Raw genomic sequence first — 26,405 nt, forward strand, 5'->3', positions numbered from 1 at the left:
TCTAGAGAGCGGGCGGGTCGAAGTCGAAGTCGAGCCGTTCACCGCGCATGGCGACCCTGGTGTCCGGATGGTCGTTGCCCAGCACCCGCTGGTAGCGCTCGAAGGTGTCGGCCTCCAGCGCCTGGGCCTCCTCGAAGGCACCCTCCGCCCGCAGGTCGATGACCAGGTTGTTCGCGCAGGCGAGAGTGAGCGGGTGGTCCACCCCCAGCAACTCGCGCAGCTGGGCCAGCGTCTCCTGCCCCAGCCGCCTGGCACTGGGGGCGTCCCCCTGTGCCGCGAAGTCGCTGGCGAGGTTGATCGCACAGGTGAGGGAGTAGTGGTGCTCGCGGCCGAGCGTGCGGTCGAAACCCTCCAGGGAGCTCAGATCGAGCCGGCTCGCCTCCTCGATCTGCCCGTTGACCCGCAGCAGCAGCGCCAGGTTCATGCCACAGCCGAAGGTGAAGGGGTGCTCGTCGCCGTACATGCGGGGATAGCGAGCCGTCACGTCCCGCAGCAGCTCCAGCGCCTCGGCGATCTCACCTCTGGTGCGTTGCGCGTTGGCCAGGCACAGTGCCGCCGCGAGCGTGTCGTGGTGGTCACGCCCGAAGATGCGCTCCTCTCGCTCGTACGTCGCCTGCGCGAGGTCGAACGCCTCGTCGATCTGCCCCACCCGCCGTTTGGCGATGGACAGATCCTTCGCCGTGCGCAGGGTCCAGGGATGGTCCGGGCCGAGTTCCTGCACCCCGAACTCGTACGCGTCCTCGCCGAGGTCACAGGCCTCGGCGTAGTCACCTCTGAGCCGCACGATACGTGAGAGACCGTTGCCCGAGGTGAGGATGTTCTGTTTGCTGGATCCCGAGTCGGGACGGCGGTGCAGCCTGTAGGTGGTCTCCTGCAGCTCGAACGCCTTCTCGTAGTCGCCGAGCAGCAGATAGTCGATGGCGAGATTGTTCATGGCGCGCAGCGTCCGGTGGTGCTGGGGCCCGAACACGCTCTGGTGCCGCCGCAGCGACTCCCTGTCGTGCGCCAGGGCCGCCGTGAAGTCACCTCGCATCCGCAGGTCCCCGCCGTGACTGTTGGTGAGCAGGAGGGTCTCCACGTGGTCGGGTCCCAGGACCCTCCTCATCCGCGTCAGGGTCTCGCGGTTGAGTTCGAAGGAGGCCCGGTAGTCGCCGAGCTCGCGAAGGACGATGCCGAGATGCCGCTGCGCGGAGAGCACGTGCTGGTCCTCGTCCCCGCTGTCGGCCCGCCATCTGGCGATGAAGCCCTTGACCAGGTCGCTGGCCGACTGGTAGCCCCCGGACGAGTAGAGGTAGCGCACGACGTCGAGGGCGAAGCGACGGATGCGGGGATCCTCACCGGCCTCCACCATCGCGGGCGTCATGTGGCTGAGCAGCTCGGCGTAGCGCGGCCACAGGACGGTGTCGTCCGGAAGGCCCGGCGCCGCCGCGGCCAGCATGAGGTGCACCTCGTGCCGGAAGGACACGTGCTCCTCCCAGCCCAGCTCGGCACGGAGCAGTGCCTGGACCAGCCGGTGGACCTGGATGGTCCGGTTCTCCGAGTCGATCCGCGCCAGGGCGTACCGGCCCAGCTCCCTGATGGCCCGGCTCAGCAGGATCGGATTGTCGAGGAGCGGGCCAAGACGCGACCCGGCCGCGAGGTCGTCGGGAAGTGCCCCGAACACGTCACGGGGGATGGGGTCAGGTCCGAAGAAGGCGCAGCAGCGCAGGAGCTCCACGGCCTCGGGCAGCTTCGCCTTGAGCTGTGACACCGACAGCGACCAGGCAGCCGTCATGGACAGCGGATAGTCCGACGCCTTGTTGGCGTCGAGCAGCTGGGCCGTCTGCTCGTCGAGCAGCCGGAGATACTGCTCGACGGACATCCCGGTCTCCGTCTGCAGGGCTCCGGCCTGCTCCAGCGCGAGCGGGAGGTCGCCGAGCTGCTCGGCCAGCCGGTTCATGTCCTCCTGGCTGGTCGAGCCGGGGACCCGCCTGGTGAGGAACTCGATGCTCTCCACCCGGCTGAAGACGTCGACGGGCACGGTGTCGACCACGCTCTGCCAGGCGTAGTTGCGTGAGGTGATCAGGACGTGCCCCGGGCCCCGGGGGATGATGTCGTTGATGTCCTCCGGCTGCTCGGCGTTGTCGAAGATGAGCAGCCACCGGGAGTACGGGTCGCCGCGGCGCAGGGCGTCCAGCACGGCGGCGGACGCGTCCTCCACCCCCATCGCGGCGGAGGAGGGCACGCCCAGGTGCGGGGCGAGCGCGGCCAGCGAGGAGCGCACCAGCATCGGCTGGTCCGCGGGTATCCACCAGACCAGGTCGTACTCGTGCCGGAATCGGTAGGCGTACTCGATCGCGACGTGGGTCTTGCCGACGCCGCCGAACCCGTGAAGGGCGTGCGGCACCACGGCGGTGACCTCGGACGTGACACCGGTGTGAAGCTTGTCGAGGAGGCCTTCACGACCTGTGAAGTTCTTGTTCTGCTGGGGGACCCTGCCCCAGATCTGGGGCTGGCGTCCCGGCAGGCGGGAAGTCCCCGAAGACTGTGAAATGGGCACGCACGGCCTCCACTCGCCCGATTGGGAATCAGCTTATGGCTCCGGGCCTCCGCAAGCGCATAAGCGAAGGGGTCAGAGTCTCATTGCCACACCTCAACAGCGGATCTCTGTCACACCCTAAAACGTCTATTTTCCGGTCAACTATATAGTCCCACCCGCCAAATTATCTTCCCGAGTACTCGCCTGAACACCGAAAGGATGTAATCATCAAGGCGTAGGCGAGGACGCTCGGAGATCCGGGGACGCGTGCGTCTCGCCGTGGGCGCAAGGGAGTCCGCATGAGCGAGGAAGCCGCCATCGCTAACATCGATTCCGGCAAAGGTCTGATCGACCTGACGGGTCTGAACTTGGCCGATCTTGACAAAATCGGCGATTCCATCCTGGACCTGGTCCGCCGGCGAATAACCGCCGACGGGGACGCGGGGCCGGTGGCCGGATTCGACTCCTCCATATAGAAACCTTGGTGATAACCCACCAATGTGCGACATTGGAGTGCGAGACTGGCACTTTCTGTCGACAACAATGGTGGGACCGTGGACGATCTCGACTGGCAACGGTTGATCGACCAGCTCCACAGGGGTGACTGCACCCCTTTCCTCGGAGCGGGTGCCTGCGCCGGGACGCTCCCCACCGGTGCCGCCCTGAGTAACCGGTACGCCCTCCACTACGGCTATCCGTTCTCCGACCCGGGCAATCTCGCCCGCGTGATGCAGTACGGCGCGGCGGTGGTGCGGGATCCGGTGGATCTCAAGGAGGGGGTCTGCAGGCTTCTCCGCTCTCACGGGGGACCTGCTCCCGGCGATCCGGAAGAGCCGCACCGAGTGCTGGCCGGCTTCCCCGTGACGACGTTCCTCACCACGAACTACGACGACTTCCTGGCCGAGGCGCTGCGGGCCGAGGGCAAGGAGCCCCACGTCGCCGTCTCCCCCTGGTGGGAGGCCGATCCCGCCGCCACGCCTGTCCTGCCGGAGCCGACGGTGGAATGTCCCCTCGTCTACCATCTGCACGGAAGCTGGTCCGAACCGGCGTCGCTGGTGCTGACCGAGGCCGACTACCTGACCTACCTCGTCAACATGGTGGACGTCGTCGCGACCGGCGGGAGGCAGCCACTGCCGACCCCGATCCTGCGGGCGATGACCGCCCGGCCACTGCTCTTCATCGGCTACAGCCTGCAGGACTGGACGTTTCGGGTGCTGTTCCACGGCCTGATGCGCAGCACGCCGCGCAGTAACAAGCGGCGGCATGTGAGCGTGCAGCTGATGCCCGAGGTCAACGGATCGGCGAGCGACGCGGAGAGCAAGGCCAGGCGCTACATCGCCCACTATCTCGACGGCTGGAACATCTCGATCTTCCTGGGGACCGCCTCGGAGTTCTGCGCGGAACTCCTGCGGAGAATGGGACGGGCACCATGACAGACGCGGTTCACAGGGCCGACAGGGCCGCCCACCCGTACGTGGGGCTACGCCCCTATGACCGCGACGAGCACGCGCTGTTCTTCGGGCGGGAGCGCGAGGGCCGCGACATCGCCACCATCTGGCAGGCCACCGGTCTCACCGTGCTGTTCGGCGCCTCGGGGGTCGGCAAGACGTCCCTGCTGCAGGCGGGTGTCCTGCCGCGCATCGAGCCCGAACGCGCCGACGTCCTGCCCGTGGCCCGCGTGTCGCCCCGCGGCATCGTCTCGCTGCGCCCGAGGGTCACCGGCAACCCGTACGTGCTGGCGCTGCTGTCGTCCTGGGCGCCGGAGGAGCCGCTGTCCGTGCTGGCCGGGCTGACGGTCTCGGACTTCCTGGCCGGGCGCCCGGAACGCGTGGACCGGTACGGTGACCCGGTGCCCACCCTGGTCGCCGTCGACCAGGCGGAGGAGCTGTTCGGCGGTCCGCCCGACCGGGAGGAGGAGCGTCACGCGCTGCTGCGCCAGCTCGCCAGGGCCGTCGAGGAGCATGACGGGCTCCACCTGCTGCTCTCGCTGCGCGAGGAGTATCTGGCCTCCGTGCTGCCGTACGAGCGCCCGCTGGGCCGGGGTTCGCGGGCGCGGTTCCAGCTGCTGCCGCTCTCGCGCGCGGCGGCGCTCGACGCCACGACGAGGCCCCTTGAGCGCACCGGCCGGTCCTTCGCCCCGGGGGCCGCCGAACGACTCGTCGACGACCTGCGCACCGTCCCCTTCCTCAACGACGAGGGGCAGACCACCACGGTGACGCTCAACACCGTCGAGCCCGTCCAGCTGCAGGTCGTCTGCTCCGCGCTGTGGGACTCGCTGCCGCCGGGCCTGCACGAGATCACCGCCGAGCACGTGAACCTGCACGTGAACGTCGACCACTTCCTGACCGGTTTCTGCGAGCGGATGCTGGCGCAGGTCGCGGCCGAGTCGGGGGTCACGTCGAGCGAGATCCGTTCCTGGCTGCGCAGGACCTTCGTCACCGAGCACGGGACGCGCAACACCGTCTACGAGGGCCTCCGTGAGACGGCGGGCATGCCGAACGCCATCGCCGAGGCGCTGGAGGACCGTCACCTGCTGCGGGGCGAGCACCGGCTGGGGATCCGCTGGTACGAGCTGCAACACGACCGCCTGATCGGCTCGGTGCGCCAGTCGCAGCACCCGGCGACCTACCTCGATGACGCACGGGCGGCACTGGCCAGGCGGAGCTGGGAGACGGCCCGCGGCCTCGCGGAGGAGGCGGTCCGCGCCTCGGGGCCCGGTGAGACGTGGGTGCGGGCCGAGGCCCTGGTCGTCCTGGGAGAGGTCGCGGCGGCGGGAGGCGAGGTGGAGGGTGCGCGGCGCCTCCTCGGGGAGGCGGCCGACGTGTTCGCGACGCTCCAGCGGTTCAACGGGGTGGCCTCGGCGCTGACCGCGGAGGGACGGCTCTGGCTGGCCCAGGGCCAGTACGCCAGGGCGGTGGAGCAGTTGCGGGCCGCTCTCTCCTGGGTTCCCAACGACCTTCCCGCGCAACTGGCGCTCGGGGAGGCCCTGTGGCATCTGGGACAACCGCGCGCCGCACTCGCCCTTCTCAACGGCGCCGTGGCGCTGGCCGGCGAACCCCCCGCCGAGGCGCTGGCGCTGCGCGGAGAGATCCTCGCCGATCTCGGAAGGCCCGGTGAGGCCCTGCGCGACCTGGATCGGGTGAGACGGCACCAGCGGCCCACCACGATCGCCGCCAGGGCGCTGGCCCTCGCCCTGGCCCAGCGGTTCGACGCCGCGGGACAGGAGATCCTCGACGCGACCGCCGACGAGTCGGACAGCGGGCCGGTCCTGCTGCGGGCCGCGCGCGTCCATGCCCTGCTGGGTCAGCACGCGACCGCCGAGGAGTTCGCCTCGCGGGCGCTCGACGCGGTCACTCCCGGGCTTCCACCGCATCTCCGGAAGCAGGCTGAGGAGTTTCTCCGGAGAACGGCGTGACATCGGATCTCGCCGCCTCCCATATGTGGTTGAACTGCTCCACCCAGTAGGTGTACCAGCGCTCGTCGCGGCCGCGGGTCAGCTCCAGGTGCATGCGCGACGAGGTCGAGGGATTGTGAAAGCCGTGAATCTCCACGATGACCCGGCCCCGCGGGGTCTCCGGGTCGAGAAGCACAAGGCTGAATCCCGGGCTGTAGGAAAGGAGTCGGTACTCGAACTCGCCCACGGTCTTCCAGCCGTTCATCAGGCGGAGGCGCTCCATGGTGCTCTCCAGCGCGGCGGGAAGCCGCTGGACGGGAAACTCGATCGAGTCGTCCAGTTGCCTCGCGGTCTGCTGGACCGCCCCCTTCTCCAGGGGGTCGAGGATGACGATCCTGACGCGTCCCCTCTCCCGCGCGAGCACCGTGTTGCGCATGATCTCGCAGGTCTGCGCGGAGAGCAGGTTGACCGCGGAGGGGGCGAACACCCGGACGTCGCGCGCGTGGGCGAGCAGCGACGACAGCGGTGCGCTGTCGTACACCGACCGGTCGTTCAGCAGCCCGTCGGGAGATTCGGCGGGCTCCGCGGGAAGGGTGATCCGGTAGAGCAGCAATCCCACTCCCGAGAGCAGGACCGCCCATCTGAGGTCGTCGTCCAGCGCGTCGCTGACGATTGACAGGAACGCGAAACCGAAGACGACGATCGTGAGAGCGTACGCGTCGATGTGCTGCCGAGCCTTGAAATCGCTGCCGATTCTTCGCAGCCACCGCACATCGACCCCCAGCCATTCGGCACCGTCGAAACAGCTATGCCCATTGTCGGCGGTCCGGACCTCATGGCGCGCGATGTTCCGCCCGGCGGACGGGTCCTAGACCGTGACCGGCCGGCGGCGCCCCTGACGGAGACCGTCGACGGCGAGGGCGCCGCCGCCGCTGAAGGCGATGGCCAGGGTGCCGGCGGCGAGGGCCAGGACGAACTCGTAGCCGCCCTCACTCACCGAGAAGCCGGCCGCGGCGTGGGCGAAGACGATCGCGCCGAGCATGTTGAGCACGAGGAGGGTGCCGAAGACCGGCAGGGCCGCGCCCAGGATGAGCGCGACGCCGCCGACGACTTCGAGGGCGGCGACCGCCGGAGCCGCGACGTTCGCCAGCGGGATGCCCAGCGAGTCGAAGAAGGCCGTGGTCTGGGCCAGCCCCATCGTCACGAACTTCTGCAGCCCGTGGACCAGGAAGACCACGCCGATGCCGACCCTCGCCAGCAGCAGGGCGTAGGGGCGCACTTGGTCAAGCATGATGACTCCTCGTTGTCATTCGAATTTGAACTGAACCATAGCGGTTGGTTCAAATTTGAACAAGCCGTAGGATGTTCTGGTGAGCGAGACGAGATGGCTCGGCGAGAGCGAGATGGCCATGTGGATGGCCTACCTGTCCGCGACGCATCTGCTGGAGCGCCGTGTCGAGGATCAGCTGAAAGTCGACTCGGGTCTGACCCACGCCCAGTACGAGATCCTGGCGAGACTCTCCGAACACCCCGACGCGCGACTACGGATGACCGAGCTGGCCCGCCGGCTGATCATTTCCAAGAGTGGTCTCACCTACCAGATCGGGCAGCTGGAGCGGCGGGGACTCGTCGCGCGGACGACCTGCCCCTCGGATGAGCGGGGCGTGTTCGCGGTGCTCACCGAGGAGGGCTCGCGCTGCCTGGAGCGGACCGCCCCGGGGCATGTGGCCGTGGTCCGCGCCTTCCTGATCGACCGGCTCACCCCCGAGGAGGTCGAGACCATGCGGCGGATCATGACGAAGGCCGTCGCGGCCATCGAGGCGGCGCCGGCCGGTCCGCTCCGCGGCTCCCCGCCGGGCAAAAGCCCAGGCTAGCGCGCGGGGCGGGCCCAGGCCCCCGGTTCTCGCTTTCGGCCGCGGAACCCCGGGAAAGACGCGAGAATCCGGTGCGGCTCGCACGGGGGGCATACCGTGCGAGCCGCACCGGGTTCAGGGCCGCACCACCGGGTCAGGCGGCGGTGCAGCTGACCGAGGCGGGCACGCCGTTGGTCCCGGACCAGCTGCCGGTGAACCCGAAGGACGTCGAGGCGCCCGAGGAGAGGTTGCCGTTGTGGGACACGTTCCGCACCGAGACACCGGCACCGCTCTGAGTGTGCTGTCCGTTCCAGAGCTGGGTGATGCTCTGGTTACCGGGGAACGACCAGCTCGCCGTCCAGCCCGTGATCGCCTGGGCGCCGCTGCTCTTCACGGTCACCTCGGCCTGGAAACCGCCCTGCCAGGAGCCGACCAGCTTGTAGGTGGCCGTGCAGGCCCTGCCGCCGGTCGGGGTGGGGGTCGGGGTGATGGTGGGAGTGACGGTCGGGGTGGGGGTCACGGTGGGCTGCGGAGCCGCCATGGCCAGGTCGTAGGCCCGCTGCGGCACGAACTGCCCCGCCCCGGCGATGCAGCCGTCCGCCTCGCCCGGCAACTTGATCCAGAGGAACGCGTCGATCGCCGGGTCGCCGGTGGCGTTGGTACTCGGTGTGCCGATCGCCCGGCCTCCCGGGTCACACCACTCGCTGCCCTGCGGGCCGTTGCCGTTACGGCTGGTGTCGATCACCGCGCGGAGCCGGGAGACGCCGGTGGCGGAGATGACGTTCTTGGCATAGGCGACCTCGGTGGAGCTCCACCGGTAGTTGGAGACGTTGACGGAGATGCCGTCCGCGCTGCCTCCGATGTCCGCGGCGTTCAGCCGGGCCGCGGCGTCGGAGGCCGACAGCCATCCCGAGTGCCCGATGTCGTAGTAGACCTTGGCCGAGGAGGAGGCGGCCTTCAGCTTCTTGCCGGCGTACGCCATGGAGGCGTTGGTCTCCTGCTGCTGGGCGGAGCTCATGCAGTTGGTCATGATCGGGAGCACGTCGGGCTCCAGGATGATCGACGCCGGGCGCCCCTGGAGGCCGGCGGCCAGTTCGTCGATCCACTGCCGGTAGGCCGTGTGGTTGGGCGCCCCGCCGGTGCTGGCGCCGCTGCAGTCACGGTTGGGGATGTTGTAGACGACGAGGATGGGGATCTTGCCCGCACCGGCCGCGGCCCCGACGAACGACGACACCTGGCCGCGGATGGCGGAGGTGTTGGTGGTGGTGTACCAGCGGGCCTGCGGCACGGAGGCGATCCGGTCGCGGATGACCGGCGCCCTGTAGTCCCCGGCGTTGGCCGCGACCCATTTGGCGGCGCCGGTCTCCGGATCGACGTAGAACGGGGAGTCGGCCGCGGAGGCGCCGGAGGCGACGGCGACCGCGGCACCTGACCCGATCACCAGAGCCGCGCAGAGCGCGGCCAGAACTGACCTTCTTGGCATGGATCGACTCCTTAGGGAGGATGCATGGGAGCGCTCCCACAATAGGCGGCCAGCCGCCCCCGCATACAGCGGGCGCCCCTGCCCGCTCACATCAGGACGCGCTGACCTGTGCGAACACCCGTCGCAGTGGATGAAAGTTTCAACACGGTCTAGCCAGGAATCCCGGCCCTTCAGGACTCCGTTGGGAAATCCGCAAACCGCTGATGATGGACAGTCGAGGCTGCCACGATCGCTCTGTTTGCCGATCGAGAAGGAGTCCGAATGTCGCTGGAGCCGCGGGCTGATCAGGGTGTACCGGAGCTGACCGCTCGGATGGTGCGGGCTTCGTTTCCCAAGGGGACACTGGCGATCCGTATCCGTGAGGCGCTCGGCCCGCTGCTCGCGGATGAGTCGTTCGCCGAGGCGTTTCCCGCCTGGGGTCGGCCTGCGATCTCGCCGGGAGCGCCGGCGTTGGTGTCGGTGCTGCAGTACGCCGAAGGGCTGAGCGACCGGCAGGCCGCCGACCAGGTACGAGCCCGGATGGACTGGAAGTTCCTGCTGGGACTGGAACTGGACGATCCAGGGTTCGATTTCTCCGGGTTGGGCGACTTTCGCGCCCGGCTGATCGAGCACGGCATGCAGGAGAGAGTCTTGGACCTGGTCGTGGAGCGGATCGGCGAACTCGGTCTGTTGCGAGTGGGGGGCCGCCAGCGGACGGACTCCACCCATGTCCTGGCAGCGGTCCGGGTGTTGAACCGGATGGAGTTCGTGGGCGAGACTCTGCGCGCGGCGCTGGAGGCACTGGCGGTGGCGGCTCCGCAGTGGCTGACGCAGCACATCACGGCCGAGTGGGTCGAGCGCTACGGCGCCCGGATCGACTCCTACCGCTTCCCCAAGGGCGATGACGTTCGCCGGCGGTGGGCCGAACAGGTGGGCCGGGATGGCTTCATGGTCCTTGAAGCGGTATTCGCGCTCGACGCGCCGCGCTGGCTGCGGCAGATCCCCGCGCTTCAGGTCCTGCGCCGGGCCTGGGTGGAGCAGTACCACCGCGACGACGAGGGGGTGCGCCGGCGGGAGGGCAAGGACCTTCCGCCTGCCAGACGGCGGCTTTCCTCCCCTTACGACCCTGATACCCGCTACGGCGTGAAACGCAACTCAGGCTGGTGCGGCTACAAAACCCACCTGAGCGAGACCTGTGAACCAGATGCCCCGCATCTGATCACCCAGGTTCTCACCACCGACGCCACCGTGGCCGATACCGAGGTGACCGAGGCCGTCCATCAGGGCCTGGCCGCGCGACGGTTACCGCCCGGCGAACACATCGTGGACGCCGGCTACGTCACCGCCGCCCCCGTTGTCGCCGCCCGCGACACTTATGGGATCGAGGTGGTGGGGCCGGTCGGGCTCGATACCCATCACAGTGAGCCCGGCGGTGGCGTCTCGGGGCCGCCTCAGAGCGCGTTCAGCGTCGACTGGGACCGGCGCGAGGTGGTCTGTCCGCGCGGATCGGTCAGCATCATCTGGTCTGACCAGGTCAAGTCGAGTGGGACCCCGATCAGCCGGGTCCAGTTCGCCGCCGCCGACTGCCGCCCTTGCCCGCTGCGGCCGGTCTGCACGCGAGCTTCTGAGAAGGGCCGATACGGACGCAGTCTGACTCTTTTGCCTCGCGGACAGCAAGAGGTCCTGGAACAGCGGCGCCGGGAGCAGCAGAGCGAGGAATGGAAGCGGCGCTATGACATCCGGGCAGGCGTCGAAGGCACGATCTCGCAAGTCGTTCGCCGCACCGGTATCCGCCGCACCCGCTATCTCGGTTTACCCAAGACCCATCTCGGACACGTGCTCGCCGCCACCGCGCTCAACGTCATCCGTCTGGACGCCTGGCTCAACGGCTCACCCCTCGGCCGGACTCGCATCTCCCACCTGGCCGCACTCAATATGTCAGCTTGATCCGCCCTGTTCCTTCCTGTTCCTGAATTTCCCAACGGAGTCCTTCAGGGCCGAGAAGCTGACTCTCGCGGCTCACATCCGATCGGTGGGCGACAACACGGGAAACCGGCGCAGTGTCGGGCTGAGCAGCGTACCCAGCGCGACGAGGGCCAGGCCGGCCGCGCAGGCCGGCACGGCGACCGGGCCGCCGCCGGCCGTCATGAGGAAGCCGCCGGCCATCGGCCCCAGAGCGCCGGCCCCACCGGAGAAGAGCCCCGCGATGCCGGACAGGCGGCCGCGCAGGTGGTCGGGGGTGACCGTGAGCTGGTAGGTCAGGACCGTGGTGTTCGCGACCGGCGCGAGGAACGCGGCACCGCCGAGAAGCACCCCGAGGAGGATGCCGCTCGGGACGAGCGCCATCGCCGCGGTCATCACCGCGGCGACGAGCGGAAAGCCGACGATGGTCAGGACCGGTGGGAGGGCGGCGTGCAGGCGGGCCGCGGCCAGTGCGCCCAGCAGGCCCCCCGCACCGATGCACGCCATCGTCAGGCCCACCTCGCCGGCGCTCACCCCCTCCCCCGACATCGCCAGGACGATGATGACGAGCGCGCTGAAGACAAGGTTGGAGGAGACCATCCACACCAGCGTCGTCCTGATGACCCGGTGTCCCGCCACCCAGCGGATCCCCTCGGCGACGCCGCCCATGGCCGAACCCTCCCTCGGGAGCGCGGCGGGGGCCGCCCGCCGCGGCAGGCGCAGGAGGAGCAGCGTGACGAAGGAGAGGCCGAGCATGATCGCGTCGGCGCCGAAGGGCGCCGTATGGTGCAGGGTGAACAGGAAACCCGCCAGCGCGGGACCTAGCAGGGTGGCGATGAAGGGGCGCGCGGTATTGCGGGCGACCGCCTGCGACAGCTGCGACTCGGGCACCACCTGGGGAAGCGCGGCATGCTCGGCCGGCTGGAAGACAGAGCTGAAGAAGCCCTCGACCGCGGCGGCCAGCAGGATGTGCGGGAAGGCGTAGGTGTCCAGGAGCAGCGCCACGACCACACTGCCCATCGCCAGGGCACGGGCACCGTGGCACAGCAGCATGACCTTCTTGCGGTCCCACCGGTCGGCGACCACCCCGGCGGGCACGTTCGCCACCATGTGCGCCACCGCGAGCACCGACGACGCCAGGCCCATCTCCAGCGGAGAGCCCGACATGGCCAGGATCAGCAGCGGGAAGGAGACGAAGGTGATCTCACTGCCCAGTTCGGAGAAGAGCTGGCTGGTCCACAGGATGTTGTAGTCACGGTTGCGGGACAGGCGGATCGGCCCGCCGGCCGCGTCACCGGCCGCGTCACCGGCCATGTCACCGGCACCTGCCCGCGCGGTGCTCATCGCGGCGTCAGCCTTCCCCGCCGGGGGCGTCGTTCTCGTCGCGCGCCCGCCTGGCCAGCCGTCCGGTGACCTGGATGAGATCGATCCCTCCCGTCTCCGGGTCACGCAGGAAACGGCCGGTGTAGGTGGTGCGGCCACCGGACGTTTCCCGCATCGTGAAGCGCAGGCCCTCGAAGCAGGTCAGCTCGAACCGCTCGGCCTCGCCCGTCGTCAGGCGGAGCCCGCCCGCACCGTCCGCGACGACCGTGAGCTCCATCTCCCCGTTGACGTACCGGCCGGCGCATTCCGGTGGTCCTGACGTCCGCAGGGCCGGGTCCGGCGGCGCCGACAGGCCGCGGCCTCCCACGGCCGGCCCCACCGACCGGAGTTCCGCCAGCAGGTCCTCCCAGAGCGCCGGTCCGGTGGCGGCGTTCGCGGTCAGCGCGACGACGGTCCCGCCCGCCGGTTCGAACCGCAGATGGCAGGAGGTCCCCTCACCGGTGCCGTCGTGCCCGAACCAGTCGGGCCCGGCGTCGCGGTACACCGCCCAGCCGAGCCCCCAGGAGTCGGCCATGCCGAACGGGCCGGCCGTCACCCCCGCGAGCTGGTCGCGGCGCATCTCGCGGGCGGAGTCGCGGTCGAGCACCGGCTGGAGCGCCGGGTGGGCCAGGTGCATCAGCGCGAACGTGACCAGATCGGCGGCCCCGAGGGCGAGCCCGGCACTCGGCGCCGCCACCTTCGGCAGGGTCTGCCAGGTGACCGGCAGCATCCGGTCCCCCGGCTGCCGTACCGTGTGGCCGTCCACCACCGGCCGGAACCCCGACGGCGGCCCGACGACGAACGCCGGCACGATGTCCAGCGGCTTCAGCAGGACCGCCTCCATCGCCTCCCACCAGCTCATCCCGGTGACCACCTCGACGAGGTGGCCCGCCAGGATGTAGCCGATGTTGGAGTAGGAGAAGACGGCCCCCGGCGGGTGCGCGGTGCCGGACTCGCGGCAGTGGCGCGCCACCCACCGCCGCCGGGCCCCGGAGTGGTCGCCGCCCTCGTCGATGTTCGAGGCCAGCCCGCTGGTGTGGCTGAGCAGCCGCCGCGCCGTCATCCTCGGGCCCGGCCCGCCGCGTCCGGCCCCCACCTCGGGCACGTACTCGGCCAGCGGGGCGTCGAGGTCGATGTCGCCGCAGGCCGCCAACGTCATCACCAGCGTCGCGGTGAAGGGTTTGGTGAGCGAGCCGAGCGGAAAGGCGGACCGTCGGGTCACCGGCTCGCCGGCCGCGTACGTCTCCTCGCCGGTCTCGGCGGTGACGGTCTCACCCTCGTGGTGCACGGCCAGCTGCGCCCCCGGCACACGGTGCTCGCGGGCCAGCCGGGCCAGCCGGGCGGCAAGGTCGACGTCCACGCTCACTCCCTCACTCCCTCTCCGCCCGGCCGGCGGCCGGATCGATGTGTGCGGCGACGGCGCGCAGCGCCTCCAGCAGGTCCTCCGCCAGGCGCTCGACCGTGGCCCGGTCGTGCACGCCGACCACGTGGCGCCAGTCGAAACGCAGCCTGCCGTCCGCCAGGTAGGCGGTGATCTCCAGGGGCCGGATGCCCGGCGCGACCGGCTCCGCCCGGCGGGCGGGCGGCGGGGAGTGGAACGAGCGGTAGAGAACGCTCTCGCCCGGGTCGACCGGCTCGTGGAAGGCGAAGGCCACCCGTGGCCGGTCCCCTCCCGGCGGTCGCGGGGCGAGGTGGCGCAGCGCCCCATAGCCCAGACCGGCGCTCGGAACGGCGCGCAGTCGCCCACGTACGGCCCTGACGATCGCCGGCCAGTCGGGCGGGGTCCCGCCGGGCGTGCCCCCGAGCACGACGGGGAACGTGCCGGCGAACCGGCCGACGGTGCGGGAGAGGTCGACCCCGTCGAAGATCTCCTCCCTGCCGTGCCCCTCCAGCTCGACCAGCACCCGGTCAGCGCCCGTCCAGCGGCACAGCACCCGCCCCAGCGCGCCGAGCAGTACGTCCCCGGTCCCGGCGCGGAACGCCGCGGGCGCCGCGCGCAGCAGCGCTCCGCTCTCGCCCTCCCCGAGGGAGACGGACACCTCTCCCGCGACCGGCGGCGCCTCACCCGGCCCCTCGGGCAGCACGGTCTCGGGCAGCACGGTCTCGGGCAGCACGGTCTCTGGCAGCGCGGTCCAGTAGGCCAGTTCCTCGTCGAACCCTCCCGCCTCGGCGTGCCCGGCCAGCAGCCCCGCCCAGTGCTGGAAGGAGGAGGGCTCCGGCCCCAGGTCCACCTGCGTTCCCGCCACCGACTGCCGGTAGGCCCGCTCCAGGTCGTCGAGCAGGATTCGCCAGGACCGGGTGTCGGCCGCCAGCGGGTGGACGGTGAGGCAGAGCCACGGCCGCCGGCCCGGCCCGAAGTCCAGCAGCGAGGCCCGGAGCGGCTCCCCGGCCGGATCGAGGCCGCGCGCGGCCTCGTCGGCCGCGAACCCGTCCACGACCTCCCGCACGGCCGCGCTCCTCGGCGCCTCTGCCATCCCGGATCCGGCCGCGGCACGGAGGTCGAACCGGCGTAGCGGGTCACCGGCGGCGGCCGGCGCGGCCCGCTGCCACCAGGAGCCGTCCGCGTGCCCGAAGCGCGAGCGCAACGCGTCGTGCCGGGCCACCAGCGCGGTCAGGGCCGCGCGCAGTCCCTCCTCGGCGGTCCCCTCGGCCAGCTCGACGAGGACCGGCCTGGCGAGGAGGTGCGGGGAGGCCCCCCTGGTCTCGACGAACTCGCGCTGGCCGGGTGTCAGGGGTACCGGGCCGTCCGCCCGCGGGCCGGCCGTCTTCCCCCGCCCGGCCGCCGTCGCGAGCCGCGCCACGGTCTGGTGCAGGAAGAGATCCCTGGGCGAGAGGCGCAGCCCCGCGTGCCTGGCCCGGTGGATGACCTGCATGGTCAGCAGCGAGTCGCCGCCGAGGTCGAAGAAGTTGTCCTGTACGCCGATCCTGGCCGCCTCGATGCCGAGGACCTCGGCCCAGATCCCGGCGAGCAGCCGCTCGGCCGCGTCGCGCGGGGCGACACGCTCGGCGCCCGCGTCGCCCTCGGGAGCGGGCAGCGCGCGCCGGTCGGCCTTCCCGCTCGACGTCAGCGGAAGCTCCTCCAGCAGGACGAAGAAGGCGGGAACCAGGTATCCGGGCAGCGAACGCCTGGCGTGGTCGCGCAGCTCCGCGACCGACGGCGGCGTGTCCCCCGCGGGCACCAGGTACGCGGCCAGCCGCCGGTCGCCCGGCCGGTCCTCCCTGACCACCACCGCCGCGGACGCGACGCCCGGGTGGCCGAGCAGGACGCTCTCGATCTCACCGGGCTCGATCCGGAACCCCCGGATCTTCACCTGGTCGTCGACCCTGCCCAGGAAGGTCAGCACGCCGTCGGCCCGCCACCGGACCATGTCCCCGGTACGGTACATCCGCGCCCCGGCGGGGCCGAACGGATCGGCGACGAACCGTTCGGCGGTCAGCGCGGGCCGGCCCAGGTAGCCGCGGGCCACGCCGTCCCCGGCGATGTACAGCTCCCCCGGCACGCCCGGGGGCACCGGCTGGCAGAGCCGGTCCAGCACGTACACCCGGGTGTTGGCGATCGGCACTCCGATGGGGGGCGCCACCGCGTTCCCCGCCTCGACCGCCGCCGTGGTGGACCAGATCGTGGTCTCCGTCGGCCCGTACAGGTTGGTCACCGACCGCGCCGAGGCCGCCAGTGTCCCCGCCAGGTCCGCCGGCAGCGCCTCACCGCCGACGAGGACCCGCACGCCCGCGAGGACCCGGCCGGCCTCCCCGGCCACCGCCCGCCAGAGGCTGGGCGTCGCCTGTATCACCGTCACGGATTCCTCGGCGACGACCTGTCTCAGCCGCCAGGGGTCGTGGACCAGCTCGCGGTCGGCCAGTACCACCGCCGCGCCGCTGATCAGCGGCATGAACAGCTCCAGGCCCGCGATGTCGAACCCGATCGTCGTCATCGCCAGCAGGCGGTCGCGCGGGCCGAGGCCGAACCGGTCCCGCATGTCCACCAGGAAGTTGCGCAGGTTGCCCCGGGAGACCACCACCCCCTTGGGCCTGCCGGTGGAGCCCGAGGTGTAGATGGTGTAGGCCGCGCTGTCCGGATGGAACCCGCCGGCGGGATCGGTGGTGGGACAGCCGTCCAGCGCGGCGAGCACCTCGGGGTCGTCGAGAAGGACCCGGGGCACCCCCTCGAAGGCGCCGGCCGGGATCTCGGCTCCGGCGGTCAGCACCAGTGCGGGGCCGGCGTCCTCAAGGAGGAGCGCGACGCGCTCCGGCGGGTGTTCGAGGTCCAGCGGCAGGTAGGCGGCGCCCGCCTTGAGCACCGCGAGCACCGCCACCACCAGGTCCGCCGTCCGGGGGAGGGCCAGCCCCACCAGTGTCTCCGGGCCGACACCCCGCGAGCCCAGGTGGTGGGCGAGCCGGTTGGCGCGCGCGTTCAGCTCCGCGTACGTGAGCGTGAGGTTCCCGCGGACCAGCGCGGTCGCGTCCGGGGTGGCGGCGGCCTGGTCCTCGAAGAGCCCGGAGAGGTCGGCCCGCGGGATCTCCCTGCCGGTGTCGTTCCACTTCACCAGCGACCGCTCGCGCTCGGCACTGGTCAGCAGGCGAACCTCCGACAACCGCCGCTCCGGATCCTTCGCCACGGCGTCGAGCAGCATCACCAGGTGCCTGGTCATGCGCTCGATCGTGGTCTCGTCGAACAGGCCGGTGCTGTAGGCGACGGCCACGGTCAGCGCGCCCCGCCGCTCGTAGAAGTTCACGATCAGGTCGTGGCTGACCTCGGCGCTCGTGACCGGCAGCGTCTCGGCGCGCAGCCCCGGCAGGTCCATGCCCCGCGCCGGGGTGTTCTCCAGTACCACCATGACCTCGACCAGGGGGGTGCGGCTGGGGTCCCGCTCGGGCCGCATGACCTCCACCAGCCGCTCGAACGGCACGTCGTCGTGGCTGAACGCGTCGAGCACCGTCGCGCGGACCTGGGAGAGCAGGTTTCCAAAGGACGACGACTCGTCCACCAGGGAGCGCAGCACCACGGTGTTGACGAAGAAACCGACCAGCCCCTCCAGTTCGGCCCGGTTGCGGCCCGAGGTCGCCGTGCCCACCGCGACGTCCTGCTGGCCGCAGTAGCGCGCGAGCAGCACCTGTGTGGCGGCGGTCAGCACCATGAACAGGGTTGCGTCGTGCCCGCGCGCCACGGCCCGCAGCCGGTCCACCGTCTCGGGCGGCATCTCCGCCGTGTGCGTCGCGCCGGCGGAGGCGCGCACGGCGGGCCTCGGCCGGTCCACGGGCAGTGCCAGCGGGGCGAGCCCGTCCAGCCGCCGCTTCCAGTAGCCGATGTGCCCGTCGAGCGCCGGCCCCTCCAGGTGCTCCCGCTGCCAGGCGGCGTGGTCGGCGTACCGTACGGGGAGCGGCGCGGGTTCGCGCCGCTCGCCGCGTGTCTCGGCGGAGTAGAAGGCGGCGAAGTCCCCGGCGAGCACCCCCATCGACCACCCGTCGGTCACGATGTGGTGCATGAGCAGCGCCAGCACGTGGTCGGCGGCGTCCAGGCGGATCAGCACGGCCCGGAACAGCGGGCCGCGCCGCAGGTCGAAGGGGCGCGACGCCTCCTGTTCGAGCCGCCGCCACATCGCGGCCTCGCGCTCGTCCGCGGGTGCCCCCTCCAGGTCGACCGTCTCGAAGGCCGCTTCGAAGGCCGCCTCCGAGGGCGGGTGGATCGTCTGCGTGCCCCGTCCCCCGACGTCGCCGAACGTGGTGCGCAGCGACTCGTGCCGCCGCACCAGCCGCCGCAGGGCGATCCGCGCCGCACCGGCGTCCAGTTCGCCGCGGAGCCGCAGGGCGAGGGCCGTGTTGTATCCGGTGCCCCCGGGTTCGAACGCGTCGAGGAACCACAGCCGCTGCTGGGCGAAGGAGAGCGGCAGGTCGTCGTCGCGGTCCACCACCTCGATCTCACGCCGGCCACCGTCCGGGTCGGCGTCCGGGTCGGTGTCGCCGAGCAGGGGGGCGAGCGTCGCGATGGTCGGCGTGTCGAAGAGCTGCCTGGGCGGCGGCGCCGAGCCGAGCGCGGCCCGGACCCGCGAGACGATCTGGATGCTGAGGATCGAGTCGCCGCCGAGGTCGAAGAAGTTGTCGTCCACCCCGACCCGGGCGGCGTCCACGCCGAGCACCTCGGCCCAGATCGCGGCCAGCAGGCGTTCGGTCGCGTCGCGGGGGGCGACGTACGCCGTGCCGGTGTCGGCCCCCCTGCCGGGGTCGGGCAGCGCGCGGCGGTTCAGCGTGCCGCTCGGGCTCAGCGGCAGCGCCTCCAGGGTCACGAACCCCGACGGTACGGCGTGTCCCGGCAGGACCCCGCTGAGGAACGTCCTCAGCTCCCGGGCGTCCGCCGGCTCGCCCTCGGACACCACGTAGCCCGTCAGCCGGACGCGGCCGGGGGCGTCCTCCCAGGCGGCGACCGCGGCGGCGGCGACACCGGGGTGGCGGGCCAGCGCCGACTCGATCTCGCCCAGCTCCACCCGGAAGCCTCTGACCTTGACCTGGTCGTCCGCCCGTCCCAGGAACTCCAGGTTCCCGTCGGCGCGGCGGCGCACCAGGTCTCCCGTCCGGTACATCCGGCCCGCATCGCCGGGCGCGAACGGGTCGTTCAGGAACCGCTCCGCGGACAGCTCGGCACGGTTCCAGTAGCCCCGTGCCGCCCCGTCGCCGCCGATGTAGAGCTCTCCGGCGACGCCGAGCGGCACCGGGCGCTTCTCCCCGTCCAGTACGTAGACGCGGGTGTTGACCAGTGGCCGTCCGATCGGGACGAACGCCGCCTCACCCACCGGATCGCCGCCCAGTTGGAAGACCGTGGAGTCCACCGTCGTCTCGGTCGCACCGTAGGCGTTGACGACCACGGTGTCCGGCCCCACCCCGCGCAGCACCTCCTCGGAGTCGCCGGCCGGCCAGCCCTCCGAGCCGACCATGAGGACGCGCAGCGAATCCAGCCGCACACCGCGCCGCCCTGCCTCCTGGACCAGTGCCCTGGCCAGCGACGGGACCGTCACCAGGATCTCCGCCCGGGTGCCGGCCACCGCCTCCAGCAGGGCGGGCGGGTCCGCCACCGCCTCGGCCGGGCACACCGCCATCGTCCCGCCGAACAGGGCCGAAAGCAGGAAGTCGCCGAAGAACAGGTCCACCGACAGGCTCGACACCGACAGGGTCCGGGGCCGCGTCCCGGACAGTCCGTAGCGGGCGTCCCAGGCGCGCACCATGTGGTGGACGTTGCGGTGCTCGACCATCACCCCCTTCGGGCGGCCGGTGGATCCCGAGGTGTAGACGATGTAGGCCAGGTCCGCCGGGGTCACGGCGACGTCCGGCGGCGACGCGGGCAGGCCGTCGAGGACGGCCCGGTCCCGGTCCAGGCAGACGAAGGCCGCCGGGGACCCGGCCAGCCGGTCCAGCAGCCGCCGCTGGGTCACCACGACCGGGGCCGACGCGTCCTCCAGCATGGTCGCCAGCATCCGGGGCGGGTAGCCGGGATCGAGCGGCACGAAGGCGGCTCCCGCCTTCAGCACCCCCAGCAGCGCGACCACGGCGTCCACGCCGCGCTCGACGCACACCCCCACCGGCACGCCGGGGGCCGCCCCCAGCTCCACCAGGCGGTGGGCCAGCCGGTTGGCCCGCTCCTCCAGCCCGGCGAAGGTGAGCTCGCTGTCGCCGCAGCTGACGGCGACCGCGTCCGGGGTGCGCCCGGCCTGCGCGGTGAAGATCTCATGGACGCAGCCGGCGGGCGGGAACTCCACGACGGGGCCGTTCCACTCCCCCAGGAACCGCTCCCGCTCGGGCGCGGTGAGCATCGGCAGGTCCGCCACCGGGCTCTCGGGGGCGGACACGATCGCGGCGAGGACCGTCTCCAGGTGCCCCGCCATGCGTTCCACCGTCGGCTCGTCGAACGAGGCGGGGTCGTACCCCAGCGCCAGGGTCAGCTCCTGTGCCGCGTGGGCGGTGAGCGTGAGCGGGTAGTTGGTCTGCTCCTCGCCCCGGTGGTCGCGCACGCGCAGCCCGTGCCCGGCCGCCGCGTCGGCGTCGTACGGGTAGTTCTCGAAGACCACGACGCTGTCGAACAGGTTGGTGCCCCTGGGCACCTCGGCGCACGCGTGGATCCGCGCCATCGACAGGTACTCGTACTCGCGGGACGCGGCCTGCGCGTCCTGCAGGCGCCGCAGCCAGGACATCACCCGCTCGGTGCCGTCCACCTCCGTCCTGACCGGCACCACGTCGACGAAGAGCCCGATGATCGACTCCGAACCGGCGAGCCCGGCCGGCCGGCCGGAGACCGTCGCGCCGAAGCAGACGTCCCGCTCTCCCGCGTAGCGGGAGAGCAGCAGCGCCCACGCGCCCTGCAGCAGGGTGTTGACGGTCAGCCGGGCGTCCCTGGCGCACTCGTACAGCGCCCCGGACAGTTCTTCGGGCAGCCTCAGCCGCACCTCCCGGGAGGAACGCGCCCCGTGGGCCCGCGCCACCGGCCGGTCGAACGGCAGCCGGGTCGGCGCGGTCATGCCCGCGAGCACCCCCCGCCAGTGCCGCTCCGCCTCGGCCTGGTCCTGGCGTGCCAGCCACCCGACGTACTCCCGGTAGGGCGGGCGGCGCGTCACCGTGCCGGTCCGCCCCGTGGTGAGGGCGGCGTACTGTTCGAACACCTCCGACAGCACGTGCGAGGAGCTCCAGCCGTCCAGTGTCATGTGGTGGGCCGCCCACAGCAGTCGCACCTCGGTCTCGGACAGCCGCACGAGGTCCAGCCTGGCCAGCGGTGCGACTGCCAGGTCCAGCCGCCGCTCGGCCCGGCGTTCCCACAGCCGCCGCACCGCCTGCCGCCGCTCGGCCTCCGGCAGGTCCCGGAGGTCGTGGTGGGTGACGGGGAGCCGCACCCCGCGGTGGACCACCTGCACGGGCTCGGGGACGCCCTCCCAGATCACCGCCGTACGCAGGGCGGGTGTGCGGTCGACGACCCGCTGCCATGCCTCGGCCAGCGCCACCGGATCGGTGACCCCCTCCAGGACCATCGAGTAGTGGCCGGCGTAGACGTCCGACTCGGGCTCGGCCAGCGAGTGGAAGAGCATGCCGTGCTGCATGGGCGTCAGCGGGTAGACGTCCTCGATTCCCCTGCCGTCGCCGGCCAGCCGGTCCACCGTGGCCTGGTCCAGCCCGGCGAGCGGGAAGTCCGAGGGGGTGCAGCCGCCCGCGCCCGGCTCCGCGCAGTGCTCGACGATCTCCTCCAGCGCCGACATCATCCGCTCCGCCAGCGCCTCGACGCTCTCCCCGCGGTGCACGGCCGCCGAGTACGTCCAGCGGAACTCCAGCTCGTCGCCGTCGACGAGCCCGGTGATCTCAAGCAGGTGCCGCCTGACCTGCCCCGGGCTCCGCTCGGCGCCGGGGTGGGGCAGCCGCCCGCGCAGCAGCCCGCCCCGGCCGCCGGATCCGGCCTCGACCCGCCCGAGGTAGTTGAACCCCACCTCGGGAACCACCTCGGGAACACGGCCCGGCCGCCGGCCGCCGGGCACGCCGAGATAGCGCAGCGCGCCGTATCCCAGCCCCTGGCTCGGCACCGCGCGAAGCTGCTCCTTGACCGACTTGAGCGTCTCCCCCCAGCCGGGCGCGGACGGAAGGCGCAACGCGACGGGGAAGACCGTGGTGAACCAGCCGACGGTCCGCGACAGGTCGACGCCGGGGAACAGGTCGCCGCGGCCGTGGCCCTCCATCTCGACGAGGGCGGTGTCGCCGCCGGTCCACTCGCACAGCACCCTGCCCAGCGCGGTGAGCAGCACGTCGTTGATCTGGGACCGGTAGACCTCGGGCACGTCGCGCAGCAGCGCCCGGGTGCTCTCCGCGCTCAGCCTGGCGGTCACGGTACGCGCGGACGCGACAGTGTTATCGATGTGCCCGCCGTGCCCGCTGTACCCGCTGTGCCCTCCGTGCCCGTGCTCTCCGGCGACGTCCACCGGCAGCGCGGCGGCTCCGGCCGCGACCTCGTCCAGGCGGGCCCAGTGGTCCAGCTCGTGGTCGAGGCCGCCCGCCGCCACGTGATCCGCGAGACGGTGGGCCCACTCCAGGAAGGAGGTCGTCTTGGCGGGGAGCCGGATGTCCTGGCCCGCCTCGGCCTGCCGGTAGGCGGTCTCCAGGTCCGGCAGCAGGATCTGCCAGGAGACGGCGTCGACCACGAGGTGGTGGGCGGTCAGGAACAGCCGGGGGCGGTGCCCGTCGCCGAGCACGAAGAGCAGCGCCCGGAAAAGCGGGCCGACATCCAGCCGGAACCCCCGCTGCGCGGCCAGGATCTCCTCGCGCATCCGCTCCTCCCGGTCGGCGGCGCCGGTCTTGGACAGGTCGATCCGCCGCAGCGGCTCGCCGTCCTCGGCGGCGGCGTTGTGCTGCCGCCACCGCCCGCCGTCGTGCTCGGCACGCAGGCGCAGGGCGTCGTGGTGGGCGGGCAGCGCGGCCAGGGCGGCGCGCAACGCCGCCTCGTCGGGCTCCTCGCCGAGTTCGACGAACACCGCCTGGTTGAACCGGTCGACGCTGTCGGCGAGGTTCTCGAAGAACCAGTGCTGCACGGGCGTGAGCGGGACCTCTCCCGACACCGCCCGCTGCTCGGCGCGCGGCTGTTCCTCGGCGACCGCCTCCGCGGCCAGTTCGGCGACGGTCTGGCGCAGGAAGGTCTGCCTGGCCGTCACCCGCAGCCCGGCTTCGCGGGCGCGGGCCACGACCCGCAGGCCCAGGATGGAGTCGCCCCCGAGGTCGAAGAAGTTGTCGTCCACGCCCACTCGGTCCACGCCGAGCAGTTCCGACCAGACCTCGGCGAGGATCCTCTCGGCGGGGGTGCGGGGCTCGACGTAACGTGTCCCTGCCTCGCGGTCGCCGGTGGGCTCGGGCAGCGCGCGCCGGTCCACCTTGCCGTTGACCGTCAGCGGCAGGCGTTCCAGCGTGACGAACGCCGAGGGCACCATGTGCTCAGGCAGCCTCGCCCGCAGGAAGGCGCGCAGCCGGGCCGGGTCGGGTCCGCCGGAGGCGGCGGGGACGAGATAGCCGACGAGACGCGGGGCGCCCCGGGTGCCGCCGCTGACGGCCGCCGCCGCCGTGTCCACCGAGGGATGCCCGGACATGACGGCCTCGACCTCGCCGAGTTCGACCCGGAAACCTCTGATCTTGACCTGGTCGTCGGCGCGGCCCGCGTACTCCAGCTCGCCTCCCGGCAGCCAGCGCGCCCGGTCGCCGGTGCGGTACATGCGGGTGCCCGGCGGGCCGTACGGGTCGGCGACGAACCGCTCGCCGGTCAGCCCGGGACGGCGCAGGTAGCCGCGGGCCAGGCGGGGCCCGGCGAGGTAGATCTCACCGGGGACGCCGACGGGCGCCGGACGCAGCCGGTCGTCCAGCACGTAGGCGCGGACGCTGCGGAACGGGCGTCCGATGGGCACCGTCCCGGTGCGGGCGTCGTCCGGAGTCAGCGCCCGCGTCATGGTGGCGCCGATCGTGGACTCGGTCGGCCCGTAGCCGTTGAACATCCGCCGCCCGGCCGACCAGTCCCGCACCAGGCCCGGGGGGCACGCCTCGCCCGCGACGACCAGGGTCGTCCCCTCGGGGACGGCGTCGGCGGGCAGCACGGTCAGCGCGGTCGGGGGCAGGGTGAGGTGGGTGAGACGCTCGGAGCCGATGAGCTCGGCCAGCGGAGCTCCCGGCGCCCGCTCCTCCACGGTGGCGACCACCAGCGTGCCGCCGGACAGCAGGGCGAGCATGAGCTCCCAGAAGGCTCCGTCGAAGCTGAAGGACGCGAACTGCAGCACCCGCGTCCCCGGCCCCGCGCCCAGCCGCTCGCGCTGGGTGAGCACCATGTCGTACAGGCCGGTGTGGGGCACCACGACCGCCTTGGGGCGCCCGGTGGAACCGGAGGTGTAGATCACGTAGGCGGGATGCGCGGGGTCGGAGCGGAGCGGCCGGGGCCGCTCGGCGGGCGGGGCCTCGGTGTCCGGCTCGTCCAGCGTGACCAGGGGAACACCCCCCGGCAGCCGCTCCGCCACCTCCGCGGTGGCCAGGATGAGGATGGGAGCGGCGTCCTCCACCATCGTCCGGACGCGCTCGGCCGGGTGGTCGAGATCCAGCGGCAGGTACGCGGCGCCGCTCTTCAGGACGGCGAGGATCGCGACGACGGTCTCGGCCGACCGGGGAACGGCCACGGCCACGATCCGTTCGGGACCCGCGCCCCGCCCGGCCAGCAGCCTGGCCAGCCGGTCCGCCCGCCCGTCCAGCTCGCCGTAGGTGACGCTCCGCCCGGCGTGGACGACGGCGACCGCCGAGGGATCGGCCGCGACCTGCTCGGCGAACAGCTCGGGAACCGTGCGCGGCGCGGGGCCGCCGCCCTCGCCGCACCAGGTGGCGGTCAGCAGGCGGTGTTCCACGGTGTCCAGGAGGGGAAGGTCGGCGATCGGCCGGTCCGGGTCGTCCGCGATCGCGGTCAGGAGTGTCAGCAGGTGACCGGCCATCCGCCCGGCGGTGGCCGCGTCGAACAGGTCCGTGCTGTATCCGAGGTGGGTGACGAGCGCGCCGTCACGCTCGTAGAAGTCGAACGAGACGTCCATGGGTGCGACCAGCACCGGCGGAGGGATCTCCTCCACCCGTACACCGGGCAGCTCGACGGCCCCGCGCGGCGCGTTCTGCAGGTTGACCGCGACCTCGGCGAGCGGGAGCCGGCTGGGGTCGCGCTCGGGCCGCAGGACCTCCACCAGCCGCTGGAAGGGCACCTCGTCGTTGTCGAAGGCGTCCAGGACCGTGGAGCGCGCCTCGCCCAGGAAGGCGGTGAACGGCAGGGACTCGTCGACCTGGCAGCGCAGTACCAGGGTGTTGACGAAGAAACCGATCAGTCTCTCCAGTTCGACCCTGCCACGGCCGCTGGTCGCGGTGGCGACCGCGACGTCCCGCTGCCCGGAGTAGCGTGCGAGCAGGATCTGCACGGCGGCGACCAAGACCATGAACAGGGTGGCGCCGTGCTCTCGGCTCGTCTCCCTCAGCCGCGACAGCACGGCCGGGGGCACCTCGAAGACATGGGCCGCGCCCGCGGAGGTCCTGACCGGCGGCCGCAGCCGGTCGGTGGGCAGATCCAGCGGGGCGAGCCCGTCGAGCCGCTCGCTCCAGTGGGCGAGCATGCCGTCCAGTGCCGTACCGGACACCCGGTCCTGCTGCCAGGAGGCGAAGTCGGCGTAACGCAGGGGCAGCGGCGGAAGCGGAGACGGCTCGCCCGCGACCCCCGCGGCGTACAGCGCGTTCAGCTCCTCGGCGAACACGCCCATGGACCAGCCGTCGGTGACGATGTGGTGCGTGCTGAGGGCCAGCACGTGCTCGTCCGGCCCGAGCCGCAGCAGTCCGGCCCGGAACACCGGGCCCCGGCGCAGGTCGAAGGGGCGCTTGGCCTCCCGTAGCAGCCAGTCGCGCACCGGGGCCTCGCGGTCGCCGTCCGCGGGCACGCGCGCCCGCGTGACCTGGATCGGCACCTCGGCGGCCGGCTGTACGGTCTGCACGCCGTGGCCGTTCACCGAGTCGAAGGTGGTGCGCAGCGACTCGTGCCGCTCCACCAGGCGGTCGACGGCACCCCTGAGCACGTCCAGGTCCAGGTCACCGGTCAGCCGGAGCACCAGCGGGACGATGTACTCGGCGCTTCCGGGGTCCAGCTCGTACCTGAACCAGAGCCGCTGCTGGGCCGGTGACTGCGGCGACGCCCGCCGCGCGGGGGTCCGCGGGATCTCCTCCCGCTCCGGGGAGGCGGGGGCCTCGCCGGCCAGCCGCCGGAGCATCGCCTCGCGCAGGTGGTCGGGCAGTGCGGCCACCCGGCCGTCACGCGAAGAGGGGGCGTTCAATGTGTTCTCCCGTCCG

Annotated in this window: 12 protein-coding genes; 5 read left to right on the top strand and 7 right to left on the bottom strand. The window is 72.1% G+C overall.

The features are described from left to right. Position 1: 1 nt before the first annotated feature. Positions 2-2,539: an FxSxx-COOH system tetratricopeptide repeat protein gene (gene fxsT / locus AB0J58_RS14510; protein ID WP_364215025.1), complete on the bottom strand. Its 2,538-nt coding sequence runs from the start codon at positions 2,537-2,539 to the stop codon at positions 2-4. A 278-nt stretch (positions 2,540-2,817) separates the two neighbouring features. Between fxsT and fxsA the strand changes: the two genes are divergently transcribed. From fxsA to AB0J58_RS14525, 3 genes are all read left to right on the top strand, one after another. After that, the gene (gene fxsA, locus AB0J58_RS14515) at positions 2,818-2,994 is read left to right on the top strand and encodes an FxSxx-COOH cyclophane-containing RiPP peptide (RefSeq protein WP_364215028.1); all 177 of its coding nucleotides are present in this window, start codon (positions 2,818-2,820) and stop codon (positions 2,992-2,994) included. A 78-nt stretch (positions 2,995-3,072) separates the two neighbouring features. Then, a complete protein-coding gene (locus tag AB0J58_RS14520) occupies positions 3,073-3,951 on the top strand; it encodes an SIR2 family protein (RefSeq protein ID WP_343977574.1) in 879 nt (292 codons plus the stop codon). Then, positions 3,948-5,933: a tetratricopeptide repeat protein gene (locus tag AB0J58_RS14525; RefSeq protein ID WP_364215031.1), complete on the top strand. Its 1,986-nt coding sequence runs from the start codon at positions 3,948-3,950 to the stop codon at positions 5,931-5,933. The genes AB0J58_RS14520 and AB0J58_RS14525 overlap by 4 nt, the downstream gene beginning before the upstream one ends. On the opposite strand, the gene AB0J58_RS14530 is transcribed toward AB0J58_RS14525, so the two are convergent. Beyond that, a complete protein-coding gene (locus AB0J58_RS14530) occupies positions 5,869-6,684 on the bottom strand; it encodes a hypothetical protein (protein WP_364215034.1) in 816 nt (271 codons plus the stop codon). The genes AB0J58_RS14525 and AB0J58_RS14530 overlap by 65 nt on opposite strands. A 96-nt stretch (positions 6,685-6,780) precedes the next feature. Continuing rightward, positions 6,781-7,203 carry a DoxX family protein gene (locus tag AB0J58_RS14535; RefSeq protein ID WP_343977580.1) on the bottom strand — a complete coding sequence of 141 codons (423 nt, stop codon included), beginning with the start codon at positions 7,201-7,203 and terminating at the stop codon, positions 6,781-6,783. A gap of 79 nt (positions 7,204-7,282) precedes the next feature. Here AB0J58_RS14535 and AB0J58_RS14540 point away from each other — a divergent pair, with 79 nt between their 5' ends. Further along, a complete protein-coding gene (locus tag AB0J58_RS14540) occupies positions 7,283-7,786 on the top strand; it encodes a MarR family transcriptional regulator (protein ID WP_364215036.1) in 504 nt (167 codons plus the stop codon). 133 nt (positions 7,787-7,919) lie between these two features. Here the strand turns inward: AB0J58_RS14540 and AB0J58_RS14545 are convergent, their stop codons facing one another. Then, on the bottom strand, positions 7,920-9,248 hold the full coding sequence (locus AB0J58_RS14545) for a glycoside hydrolase family 6 protein (RefSeq protein ID WP_364215039.1): 1,329 nt from the start codon (positions 9,246-9,248) through the stop codon (positions 7,920-7,922). Positions 9,249-9,509: 261 nt separating this feature from the next. Between AB0J58_RS14545 and AB0J58_RS14550 the strand changes: the two genes are divergently transcribed. Beyond that, entirely contained in the window at positions 9,510-11,174 is a 1,665-nt protein-coding gene (locus AB0J58_RS14550; protein ID WP_364215042.1) for an IS1182 family transposase, read from the top strand. A gap of 72 nt (positions 11,175-11,246) precedes the next feature. Here AB0J58_RS14550 and AB0J58_RS14555 read toward each other — a convergent pair whose 3' ends face one another. From AB0J58_RS14555 to AB0J58_RS14565, 3 genes are read right to left on the bottom strand one after another with little or no spacing between them, the layout of a single operon-like run. Continuing rightward, positions 11,247-12,533: an MFS transporter gene (locus AB0J58_RS14555; protein WP_364215045.1), complete on the bottom strand. Its 1,287-nt coding sequence runs from the start codon at positions 12,531-12,533 to the stop codon at positions 11,247-11,249. 7 nt (positions 12,534-12,540) lie between these two features. Next, positions 12,541-13,911 (bottom strand): serine hydrolase domain-containing protein, encoded by a 1,371-nt coding sequence (locus AB0J58_RS14560; RefSeq protein WP_364215048.1) that lies wholly within the window; start codon positions 13,909-13,911, stop codon positions 12,541-12,543. Between the two features lie 10 nt (positions 13,912-13,921). Next, positions 13,922-26,389, bottom strand: a complete 12,468-nt coding sequence (locus AB0J58_RS14565) for an amino acid adenylation domain-containing protein (RefSeq protein ID WP_364215051.1) — start codon at positions 26,387-26,389, stop codon at positions 13,922-13,924. Between the last annotated feature and the right edge of the window lie 16 nt (positions 26,390-26,405).

The sequence above is a fragment of the Streptosporangium sp. NPDC049644 genome, from assembly GCF_040675205.1.
Lineage (GTDB): Bacteria > Actinomycetota > Actinomycetes > Streptosporangiales > Streptosporangiaceae > Streptosporangium > Streptosporangium fukuiense.